This is a genomic window from Portibacter marinus (genome assembly GCF_021533195.1).
In the GTDB taxonomy this organism is placed as follows: domain Bacteria; phylum Bacteroidota; class Bacteroidia; order Chitinophagales; family Saprospiraceae; genus Portibacter; species Portibacter marinus.
This window is the reverse complement of sequence record NZ_JAJNKB010000001.1, coordinates 288,762-300,899: the sequence shown is the minus strand read 5'-3', so window position 1 is coordinate 300,899 and position 12,138 is coordinate 288,762. Positions and strand designations below refer to the sequence as shown.

9 protein-coding genes are annotated in these 12,138 nt (G+C 39.4%); 4 read left to right on the top strand and 5 right to left on the bottom strand.

Features of this window, described 5'->3' with window-relative positions:
- Window positions 1–2,973, bottom strand: a complete 2,973-nt coding sequence (locus tag L2567_RS01305) for a S8 family serine peptidase (RefSeq protein WP_235295875.1) — start codon at window positions 2,971–2,973, stop codon at window positions 1–3.
- A gap of 265 nt (window positions 2,974–3,238) precedes the next feature.
- Between L2567_RS01305 and L2567_RS01300 the strand changes: the two genes are divergently transcribed.
- Entirely contained in the window at window positions 3,239–5,248 is a 2,010-nt protein-coding gene (locus L2567_RS01300) for an SPOR domain-containing protein (protein WP_235295874.1), read from the top strand.
- Window positions 5,249–5,300: 52 nt separating this feature from the next.
- Here L2567_RS01300 and miaE read toward each other — a convergent pair whose 3' ends face one another.
- Together miaE and L2567_RS01290 are read right to left on the bottom strand one after the other, a co-directional pair.
- On the bottom strand, window positions 5,301–5,882 hold the full coding sequence (miaE, locus tag L2567_RS01295; protein WP_235295873.1) for a tRNA-(ms[2]io[6]A)-hydroxylase: 582 nt from the start codon (window positions 5,880–5,882) through the stop codon (window positions 5,301–5,303).
- Window positions 5,883–6,947, bottom strand: coding sequence for a hypothetical protein (locus tag L2567_RS01290; RefSeq protein WP_235295872.1), 1,065 nt, complete (start codon window positions 6,945–6,947; stop codon window positions 5,883–5,885).
- A gap of 162 nt (window positions 6,948–7,109) precedes the next feature.
- On the opposite strand from L2567_RS01290, the gene L2567_RS01285 reads away from it, so the two are divergent.
- From L2567_RS01285 to trmD, 3 genes are all read left to right on the top strand, one after another.
- Entirely contained in the window at window positions 7,110–8,501 is a 1,392-nt protein-coding gene (locus L2567_RS01285) for a dipeptidase (protein WP_235295871.1), read from the top strand.
- An 80-nt stretch (window positions 8,502–8,581) separates the two neighbouring features.
- Window positions 8,582–9,166, top strand: a complete 585-nt coding sequence (locus L2567_RS01280; RefSeq protein WP_262913105.1) for an FKBP-type peptidyl-prolyl cis-trans isomerase — start codon at window positions 8,582–8,584, stop codon at window positions 9,164–9,166.
- Complete coding sequence (trmD, locus tag L2567_RS01275; protein WP_235295870.1) at window positions 9,167–9,844, top strand: tRNA (guanosine(37)-N1)-methyltransferase TrmD; 678 nt, start codon at window positions 9,167–9,169, stop codon at window positions 9,842–9,844.
- Window positions 9,845–10,193: 349 nt separating this feature from the next.
- Here trmD and L2567_RS01270 read toward each other — a convergent pair whose 3' ends face one another.
- Window positions 10,194–11,063 (bottom strand): UbiA prenyltransferase family protein, encoded by an 870-nt coding sequence (locus tag L2567_RS01270; protein WP_235295869.1) that lies wholly within the window; start codon window positions 11,061–11,063, stop codon window positions 10,194–10,196.
- On the bottom strand, window positions 11,060–12,136 hold the full coding sequence (locus tag L2567_RS01265) for a M42 family metallopeptidase (RefSeq protein WP_235295868.1): 1,077 nt from the start codon (window positions 12,134–12,136) through the stop codon (window positions 11,060–11,062). The genes L2567_RS01270 and L2567_RS01265 overlap by 4 nt, the downstream gene beginning before the upstream one ends.
- Window positions 12,137–12,138 lie beyond the last annotated feature (2 nt).

Genomic DNA, 12,138 nt, shown 5'->3' with positions numbered 1-12,138 from the left:
TTACCTTCCGAGCTTAATTACTTTTTGACTGGTATGATATTGCTTGGCCTGTATTCTAATTAGGTATACTCCAGCCATCCAGGAAGAAGAATCATTAAAACGATAGACATTGTGTCCACTGCTTAATCTCGTTTCGCTTCTATGAATTTTTTGACCACTGATATTATAAACTTGAATCACGACATCATCAGTAACCTGGCTCTGAATGTTCAAACTTAATTCTGAAATGAATGGATTAGGTGCAGCTTTCACATCAAACAATTCAATCGCGAAATCCTCAACATTGACCATACAATTCTCGTCTCCTAAAGTAAAGAATGTGTCAGATACAGCTTCAAATCCAGAAGTGTCTACCAGGCAGACTGCTCTTAGCTGAAGTACATACGCAGTACACTCTGTCAAGTCAGAGATCATCGCCATGGTATCCAAAACGCTTATGGTATTCCAGTCGTCATCACCTTGATCCACCTCCTTGTACCTTAAGTTGTAAGCAATTGAGGTATCTACCATGGAGTAAGTAACATTTGCATCTGTCATTCCAGGGTCGATAGAAATGAGATCCAAGCCATAATCACAAGGACCAATTAGATTGACACAGTAATCTTCATATTCACCAAAAGCTAAAAACACATCTGGATCTTCACATGGTATAGGTTCATCAAGATAAACCATTCCAACTCTCATTCTGGTCAACCCTGGAGAAACATCGCCCTGGACTATTATGGTGGTATCTATATTATTCTCAGTAGCTTCTCCTTCGTCGAAAACCAATTCATCATCACTGAACATGCCGTCCACATTGATGTCAATCCAAACTTTCACCCATTCTTCAAAAGAGATATCGGTAAAACCTTTATTTACCTTTAGTTCAATCTCTGTTCCGACCCTCAGGTCAAGATCGAAGAAACCAGCATAGTTGCCATAACCAAAATCCTCGCCTGTTTCAGCTAACTGCCCATCCAGTGTTACCGATTCAATCCACTCCCCAAAATTTTCTAACGGCGGAGGAAGGCAATACGGTAAGTTAGAACATCGTCCACATGCTGTAGTTGCGCTAAATACCTCTGAATAGGGTGTTAATTCTCCGGTAATACAGTTGGCTACCACTCTGAATTCATATGCCTCACAAAACGCAAGATCCTCTAGAAGGATAAAATTATTTACACTTGTGACGGTGTCGATGGCGTTGCTTCCCACCACATTATATTCTATAGAATAGCTATCGTGATCAAGATCAGGGTTCCAACTTAACAATATTGCATTTTCGTCTACTAAAATGGCGTCATTTTCACCCAGCAAACCTTCTGGAGCTCGACAACATCCCAGTGACTCAAAATTGAACGAAAAGCTATAATCACTGGTGGTATCGGTCGAACAAACAGATCTGACCTGTACCTCGTATATTTCGCAATCGTCTAATTGACTAATAGTAAATGGAGATGCTACTCCGATTACCTCGGTCCACAAAGTATCGCTTTGCTTTTTGTATCTCAAATCATAACTATCTGCGGATTCCATGTCAGACCAGCTGACCGTGGTTGAGTCCAAATCAAAGCGATCGACATTGATGGTGAGTGGAAATGAACATTCACTAAATATATTGCCCATCAGTTCAACAGCATTTTTAAGGTTCAGCACACCACCTGATTTGAAAAGGTCATTAAATTTATCATCTTTTCTCACGCTTCCCAGAATGATATTTTTAATGAGCCGTGCAGCACTGGCTGGATTTTCTTTAGCCAGATTGCTGAGCTCTGGATAGGGAAGGGCATACAGAAGTGCCACTGCACCTGTTACATGTGGTGTGGCTGCTGAAGTACCATCAAAAAATCCGTATCCATTGCCACTTCTCGTGGTATAGGTCCCGGTTCCGAAAGCACCCAGATCGATGCTTTCTACTCCAAAGCCTGAGGCTTCCTCTTTCTCAAAAGATCTGTTGACATTACTTACCGATATTAAGAAATCACTGGTGCAAGAAGTAGGCAAATCGCCCTCTACATCCACATCTACCTCTGCATTGATCGTCGCCCCACAATTCAGGATACCTACCATTCCCAATGAATCGTAGAAGTTGCACCACAGCGGAGCATCTTCTACCTGTCCGAAATCTATTCCCCAAGAAGAATTAGTGGCTACAACGAAAGCACCCTCCGAACCATTCGATTCATTGTATCTTTGTCGCATGATATATGGATAAGCATAAGCGGAAAGTGCAGATGCTTCATCCACACCGCCACCTCTGACGATCATCAACTGGACGTCCCAGTTAACACCCGTGACGCCTATTCCATTATTACCTTGAGCCCCTATGATTCCAGTGACAGGAGTGCCATGTCCACCTCCCTGATAAACCTCTCCGTTATTGTTATAGGTGTCCCATCCGAAGTAGTCATCGATGTATCCGTTGTTATCATCGTCTATGTTATTGTCGGGAATTTCATTATAATTGATCCACACATTGTCACCAAAATCTTCATGTTCAGGATCAAGACCGTCATCTATGACGCAAACCACAATGGTATCTCCTGAAGAGGTTATGCCACCAGTCGTCGCATTCCAAGCTTCATCAATGTCCAGATCTGCATTTTCTATTCCTCCGTTATCACCTACGTTGATATATTGCCACTGCTCTGTAAAATCGGGATCATCAGGAATCACTCTCTGACTAATGAAATGATTATTTTGAGCATGTATAAAATAGGGTACCTCTTTAGCGGCCTGTAAAAGTCTGATTTGATTTATTTGCGCATGGTCAAACTTTATTTTCCAAACATTCATGGGTTGTTCAATAAGCATTTCGGCCTGAAGTGCTGTATTGATACCAAGTTTATTTTGAAGAAACTCCAGACCTTCATCTGCAGATTGACCTTTTTTAAGTTCAACTAAAACCTGACCCTGACGGTGCGTAAGTTGCTGAGCATGAAAGGTATAAATGAAGCTAAATATGATAGGTATAACTAAGACTAATTTCATTTTCATATTGAGTCGTGATTCAGCCTACAATATAATTATTATCTATTGATAGCAGAATAATAAAGTCTTTATTATCGCAGGGCCCCTCTTGACTAAGGCACATCGATGTTTATCTAAACAAGACTTTCCAACAAAATCAATAAAAAATGCGGAGTTCACCTTATCTCAACACGTCATATAATGAAAAAATGTTATTTGTTATATACTGTCAATGAACTATTTTTATATATTTGTTTCTATTAATATAAATTCTAAGCTCAAAATTATGAACAAAAGACTACTATATTTTCTGGTGGGCGTAGCTTTTGCTTTTCATTCCTCTACCTTAAGCAGCCAGGATCTTCTGGCCATTGCAGATAAACAATACGAATTAGAGGCTTATGATTTAGCAATCGAGAACTACAAGAAAATTTTAACGAATCATCCCGGTAACACAGAGGCCATGTATAATCTTGCTGAAAGTTATAGGATGCAGAATAATGTAACGGAAGCTCTCAACTGGTACGACCAGTTGACTACTAAAGAAAACATTAATCCGTTGGCTTACCTACATTATGGCCATTTACTTAAGTCTACAGGAGACATCGCCAATGCAAAATTGACCTACATTAAGTACATGGAGTTTGATATGGAGATCGGGCAGCACTTTGCCGAATCGTGTGATGCTGCTATGCAATTGATGGAAGAAGATGATAAATATGATGTGAAGCCATTTGCTCATAACTCTAACACATCTGATTTTGCGGTCTCTTTTAAGGATGATATGCTGGTTTTCAATTCATTCAGAACAGATTTAGAAGGGCTTAATAGCAGAAAAAACAGATCTATTCTTACGGCCAATGCGAATCAAATGTTTGCAGTCAAAGGAGATCAGATTGCCATGCTTAGAGATGATTTAAAGTCTTCTTATCATCTAGGCCCAATCACATATGGTTCAGGATCGGATATAATAGCTTATACGAAAAATAACTTCAAAGACGGTGTGAAATTTGTCAGGCATGATGACTCAAACATGTCATTATTTGTCGCTGAAAAAACAAAAGAAGGCGACTTTGATCAAGAGAGGCCATTCCCATATAATGAAACAGGATTTTCTACCGGATTTGCGTCCCTGGCAAATGGAGGTAAGCTTTTATATTTTGCATCTAACAGACCAGGAGGTTTTGGAGGTTACGACATATATATGTCTCAGTACAAGGAAGGTGGCTGGTCGCTTCCTGTAAATCTTGGACCCAACGTAAACACACCAGGAAATGAAATATCTCCATTTTATAGCGAGGATGATAATTTTCTATTCTTTGCGTCAGACTTTAGAGCTGGTTTTGGAGGTTATGACAATTTCATTTCAGAAAGGGTAGGAGCTTTAGAGTTTGAAGAAGCCATCAATATGGGGAAGGGTGTGAATTCACTTATGGATGATTATTTCTTTGTGATTTCGCCTGTTGATGGAAAGTTTTACTTCACTTCTAATCGAATGGGTGGAGCAGGTAAAGATGACATTTATTATGCTACTCCAATGGAAGGAATGATGATGGCTGATGCAGATATACCAGGAGCTGTGAATCTAGAGGATATGGAAGTTGAAGGAACCGTAGAAAGCTCTGAAAATACTTCATTAGCGAGCATGAGTGATCCGAAATTTTACCTGGCGGATAACAATTTTTCCCTTGAAGATGCGAGATTGCTGGCTAAACATAATCTGATCTTATCAGCTCCACCTTCAAAAGTATATTATATTCAAGTGGCATCTCTTTCTAAAAGTCAAGCAAATGTAGGAACCTTTAAAAAGCTTACGAATCTGGGTAATCTTTACAAGGTACATAAGAATAGCGCAACAAAGATTAGGTTAGGGTATTATTATGATAGAAATGAGGCTGCGAAGATTCTAAGTTCTGTAAAAGGAATGGGATATAATGATGCCTTTATCGTTCATGAACCTTTATTGACATCTGAATTAGAGTTGGTAGGAGATTCTAAAAATGGTAATAGTCAGGGAAATTTCTCAAGTACTTTCACACCAGCTTCCCAAACCAGTAACTACAAAGTCAGATTAGCATCCTATACCGATCCTCTTTGGTTCGATATTTCCAGGGTCAATGATTTAGGTGAAATTGAGCAATGGACCAAAGGTCAATACACTATATTTATATTGAGCGGATACGGAAGCTTAGACAACGCTCAGAAAGCGATGTTGAAAGCTAAGAATAGAGGATTTACGGAGGCTCATATAGTGATTGACAACAATGGTTATCTTGAGAAACTAAAACAAAATTAGGTAAAACGTAATGGTTTAAAGTGGGCTGTTGATGAAATTCAATGGCCCTTTTTTAATGCATTCTATCACCACGAAGCTCCATGGACTGCAAAAGCTGAGCTTCATATTCCAGGTACTCCGACCATCTTTTTAATGCTTTTTCTTCTCCCGCATATTTCTTAGCCAGGTCAATGAACAAGCGATAATGCCCTGCTTCAGAAACCATGAATTTATGATAGAAATCTTTAAGGGCTTCCTCTGATATGTGCAATGAAAGTAAGCGAAACCTTTCACAACTTCTGGCCTCAATGAGAGCGCAAGTCAGCAATTTCTCTAACAATCTATCATCAAAAGATCCACCCTTCTTCTGAAATTTTAATAAGCCATTGACGTATTCATCTTTTCTTTGATGTCCCAATTTCAGGTTTCGATCTTTTAATTCCTTCAAAACCATTCTGAAATGGCCCCATTCTTCAGTTACTATGGGTGCCAATTCTTCGACCATTTCAAATTTATCAGGATACTGACTGATGAGTGAAATACAAAAGGTGGCTGCTTTTTGTTCGCAATATGCATGGTCTGTCAAGATATCCTGGATCGACATTTCAGCCATATCTACCCATCTTGGATCTGTTGGTAACTTAAGTCCTAACATTTAAAGTTGATTTAAGCATTCTATTTGATTCATGACAACATCAACATTGTATATTTCATATTGCTCATATCCTGAGCTCCACATGATGCCAATTTTATCGATTTCACCCCTTTCCAATTGCTTAGACATCGACCGATCTAGAGGAAGAACAACTTCGTAGTTCGTGTTGCCAGTAATGGTCTCCAATCGACCTTGTGCATTTTGAGCAGTGGCAACATACAATATTTCGCCATTCAATAGTTCAAATTTCATGGGATTGTTGCGGGCTATATAACCATAGTTCTTGATAGCATCTTTAGATGATATGGTGATATACATCCACAGATATTTTTTACCATCAAGTTCAAGCAGCTTCACTTCACATTTTAAAAAGTCATTTTCTTTGAAAAAGTTTTTCAATTTAGGGTGGGTATATCCGAACAGAAATTCCTTTCCGGTTTCTTTTCTAGGCTTATCGGTTTGAGCGTCTATGCCATTAAAGACGATATTGCAGGTTGGCTTGGGAGGATTGAGGTATACCTCTCGTTCATCTATTTGCACTTTACTTAAGATGATTTCAGACTTTGCAGCTTCTGAACTTGTTCTAATTGCTATAATTTCTTGTTCTATTTTACCAATCTCTTTTAGTACTTCCAGCTTATCTGAAGTGGTGCTTGATCTATTTTCCTGCAACAACCGAAGCCCCTTCTTGAGCAGTTTTATCTCTTCTGTCAATTGATTTTCTGAAAGTCCTAGTGTTCTGATGTTTTCTCTGAACAATTCTTTCTGAGATTGACCTTCTACCTCTTTTGAACGATCTTTGACCGCCTCTATCCTATACTGCAAAGAGGCTAACTCTTCATTCTTGACTTCGAGTTGGTCGGACATTTCTGTAAATTTTCTTAGATAATCTTCTATGGTCAGACTTCTATATGCTGTTTTATCAAAACCATGACCATCATCTGACTGGATAGCACTACTGTTGGTATCAGAATTCGTTATTTGACCATTGGCTGTGCCCGGTGCAATCATGCCAATCAAAAGACCAATAGATAAAATTTTATAAAACTTCGTAAGAATATCCAAGAAATGAATGTTAGTGTTATAGTGCAAAGATGCAATAAATAACAGTAGAATTAAAACATATTATAAAAAGTGTGATATAATAGTAGCATATATGTCTCTGAATAAACTTCAATTGTGATACACTTCGTTATATTTGCGCCACAAAACAATAAAATCGGAAAGATGGATGCAATTCAGAATTACATTGACCACAATAAGAAGAGATTTCTGGAAGAATTACTAGAATTGCTTAGAATACCTTCCGTGAGTGCCAGGCCTGAGCATAAAGAAGATATGCACGAGGCAGCTAAATGGATTCAAAGAAACATGATTATTGCTGGGGTAGATAAGGCTGAGATCTACGAAACCGATGGTCACCCTGTGGTATATGGTGAAAAAATTATTGACGATAGTAAACCTACGATCCTGGTATATGGGCATTATGATGTTCAACCGGCTGAACCATTGGAACTATGGGACTCTCCTCCGTTTGAGCCGGTGATTAAAGAGACCAGACTTCATCCAGAGGGAGCAATATTTGCCAGAGGATCAGCTGATGATAAAGGTCAGTTTTTCATGCATGTTAAGGCATTCGAAGCCATGAATGCGACGAATCAATTGCCTTGTAATGTTAAATTTATGATAGAAGGTGAGGAAGAAGTCGGTTCAGATCATTTGGAATTATTTTGCCGTGAAAATGCCGAGATGCTCAGTTGCGATGTCATTTTGATTTCAGATACCAGTGTTATTGCTAATGATGTTCCTTCGATTACCACCGGACTGAGGGGTTTAAGTTATGTTGAAGTTGAAGTCACCGGACCTAATAAAGATTTGCATTCTGGAGTTTACGGGGGTGGTGTGGCCAATCCCATAAATGTCTTGTGTCAGATGATAGCCAGCTTAAAAGACGATGATAATCGCATTACTGTAGATGGTTTCTACGATAAAGTAGTGGAGCTGGATAAAAAAGAACGAGAAGCTGTCAACTCCGCCCCATTTGACCTCGGTGAATATATGGACGAATTACAAGTAGATGAAGTCAGAGGCGAGACCGGATATACTACGATAGAACGAACAAGTACGAGACCGACCCTGGATGTCAATGGCATGTGGGGTGGTTATACTGGAGAGGGTGCGAAAACTGTTTTGCCTTCGAAGGCTTATGCGAAAATAAGCATGCGACTTGTACCCAATCAGGATCCCGATGAAATTACAGAATTATTTACTAAGCATTTCTTGAAAATTGCACCAAAAAGTGTCAAGGTGGAAGTGAAACCACATCATGGTGGACACCCAGTGGTAACGCCTATAGATACCCCGGAATATAAAGCTGCACACGAGGCCATGAAACGTGCCTATGGTAGAGAGCCTATTCCAGTCAGAGGTGGCGGCAGTATCCCCATTGTTGCCCTTTTTGAGGAAGTTCTAAACGTGAAGACCGTTCTCATGGGTTTTGGCTTAGATTCTGATGATATTCACTCTCCCAATGAACATTATGGTCTATTTAATTTTTACAAAGGAATAGAAACCATCCCTGAATACTTTAAAAATTACGCAGAATTAAAACAAGGTTGATGAAAATATTAATGAAGGTGGTTATGACCATCGTTTTACTAAATAGCCTCACACTGGAGGCACAAAATACAATGAATAAAATGGACTCACTAAGTTATAGCATTGGAATTCTGATGGGTCAAAATCTGAAACAACAAGGTTTTGACAATATCAATGCGGATTCTATGGCTGATGCGATCAATGATGTTTTACAAGGGAATGATTTAAAGGTTCCTAATGATGAGGCCCAGGCTTTGGTTAATAAGTATGCGCAGGAAAAAGCTGCTGAAAAGTCTGCAGCAGCAAGAGGTGCAGGAGAAGCCTTTCTTGCCGAGAATGCTAAAAGAGAAGAAATCAAAACGACAGATACAGGTCTGCAATATGAAGTATTGAAAGAAGGAGAGGGTGCTACACCAGGACCAACGGACAAGGTTAAGGTGCATTACGAAGGAATGTTGATCGACGGAACGGTTTTCGATAGTTCTATTAAAAGAGGCGAGCCGATTTCTTTTCCTGTCAATGGTGTAATTGCAGGATGGACTGAAGCGTTGCAACTGATGAAGGAGGGTAGTAAATGGAAAATTTATATTCCTTATGACTTAGCATACGGCGAACGTGGTGCTGGAGGCCAAATTCCTCCTTATGCTGCTTTGATCTTTGAAGTAGAATTACTGGAAGTTCAATAAATGAAAATTGACATTATTTCGGCAGTTCCGGAATTGTTAGAAAGCCCGTTTGAGCATTCTATTATGAAAAGAGCTGCCGAAAAGTCATTATTGCACGTTGCAGTGCATGATCTAAGGAAATATGGCATTGGCAAACACCACAAAATAGATGATTATCAGTACGGTGGTGGTGCGGGAATGGTCATGTGTATTGAACCCATTCTGAAGTGCATTGACTTTATAGTTTCTGATGGCCAACCCGATGAAATCATTTATTTGACTCCTGATGGTGAAATGTATAATCAGCATATGGCCAATCAACTTTCTTTAAAAAACCACATTGTGCTGATTTGCGGACACTATAAAGGGATCGATGAAAGGCTGCGGGAGCATCTGGTGACTAAGGAAATATCGATAGGCAGTTATGTATTATCCGGAGGAGAATTGGCAGCAGCAGTTTTAGTAGATTCAATTGGTAGATTATTGCCCGGTGTGCTCAATGACGAAACTTCCGCACTATTTGATTCCTTTCAGGATGGAATGCTAGCGCCACCTGTGTATACTAGACCGGCTAATTACAACGGTTGGAAAGTTCCTGAGGTTTTGCTTTCAGGAAATGATGCGAAGATCGAAGCCTGGAGAGAAGAACAGGCATTACAAAGAACAAGGGAAAGACGACCTGATCTACTTTCAGACTAGAAAAGTAATCTCCTTCGATCTAAACCTGCGCCAGGTTTCTTAGAAACGGAGAAGACAATTATTGTGAATACCCTGCTTTCCATCCCCAAGGATAGTAGGATCCTAATCTAAATATTGCGATGTATGTTAAGCATTTTCGCGATTTGGCAATCATATTCGATGATCGCAAAACGCTTGTTCATTTAGATTCTTTAGCCTGCCTTTATAAAATGAGCATGATCAACAATTGATCACGAGGGTCTAAAACTTGCTTGTTAAAACAAGTTTATCGAATTAATCGTCAAGAAGAGGAAGATAATCATGGCAAAACCGCTATTGATTTATCTAAGGTTCAAGGTTTTGCAAAGCGTCATAGTAAAACCTGAAGAATCCCGCTTAAAACAATGCCTATCAGCGCTACTAGGGCGATGGTTCCATCTAAAAGACCCGAAAAAAAATAATCGTCTGATTTCCCTTTTGTCCATTTGGTGCAGGCAATTGTTATCAAATAGCCCGCGATTAAGCCTAGACCTACTAAACCAGAATATAACCCTTGATAACTGAGACAAGCAACCATCAGAATAGCAAGCATTATAAGTATGTAAGAGAGATGGTAGGATTTTCTTACGCCTATTTTTCTGGGAATTGTACTCACTCCATTGTGTTCATCTACTTTAATGTCCCTGATGTCAAAAGGTACCGTGATGGCGAAAATGAAGCAAGCCTTTTCAACGGTATACAACACTCCGTTTCCATCGAGAAATCCCACTACCTCCACATAAGGAATTAATCCGATAATGAGTGCCCAATTCACAACAATCAGGTAAATTTTAATGAAGTCAAAGTCCCGAAGCCGCTTCTGACCTGTGAAAAGAGGCAACACATATAGCATCGCGATTCCTCCAGGAATGATCAGAAGCAATTGTATTTGGGTGGGAAGCGAGGAGAAAAAGTAGATGGAAGCAATTCCACCAAAGAGCGCATATAAAATCAAATGAACTCTAAACTTTTTGATGACTGCAAAACGTCCTTCTTTGTCAAATTTTTCAACTTTCTTTATCCCCACAATTCTATGAATGCCGTACAAGAACATCGTTGAAGAAAAAACAAAAAGGGGGTAATCACTATCTGGAATATGAGTTAAAACTGCGTAACAAAGTAAAACACTAAGAGTGGCTCCCAGCGCAATGTGGATGCTGCTATAAATGTAGAAGTCAACTAGTTTTCGCAGCGCTTTCAAAAGTATTTATACGACTGACCGTCTTTGATCGTTAGCAATGTTTCATAGATCAATTTGCTGACATTACTGATATCATCTTTGTGTGCCATTTCTACAGTAGTATGCATGTATCGCAATGGTAGGGATATCAATACTGAAGGCACCCCTTTGTTTGAGTATGCGAAAGCATCAGTATCTGTTCCTGTACTTCGGGATGAAGCTTGTCGTTGAAACGGTATTTTTTTCTTTTCAGCAATGTCAATGACCTGTTGAAGTAATTTGTTGTGAACGGCTGGTGCATAAGTTAATGCAGGTCCTTTCCCCGCCTTGATATCTCCTTGTTCTTTCGTTTTGATCATGGGCGTATTGGTATCGTGACAAACATCAGTGATGATTGCTACATCAGGCTGAATGGTATTAGCAATCATCTGTGCACCCCTGAGCCCAATTTCTTCCTGAACGGCATTGACGACATATAAGCTAAAAGGTAGTTTTTTCTTTTTCTCCTTCAGCATTCTCGCAACTTCTGCAATGCAAAAGCCTCCCATCTTGTTGTCGAGAGCTCGACCGACGTAGAAATCTTTCATTTGAAACAGATCATCGGGATAGGTGATGACGCAACCCACATGAATGCCCATTTCCAACACTTCATCTTTATTTTTTGCGCCAACGTCAATAAAAATATTGCTGAGTGAAGGATTGTTATTGGTATCCTTTGCTTTTCTGGTATGGATAGCTGGCCAGCCAAAAACACCTTGCACAATGCCATCTTTAGTATGAATATTTACCCTTTTAGAAGGAGCAATGACGTGGTCGGAACCTCCATTTCTAATGACTGAAATAAAACCATTGTCAGATATATAGTTGACAAACCATGAAATCTCATCTGCATGAGCTTCTATCACAACTTTATATTTTTTCCCGGGATTGATGATTCCATAGCTTGTACCGTAATTATCCAGATGAACTTCATCCACGAAAGGCTTAAGGTATTCTAACCATATTTTCTGTCCGGGAGATTCAAAACCCGTAGGTGAGGCATTAGATAAATATTCAAATAAAAACTTTTTTGCCTTCCCAGTAATACTGCTCATAC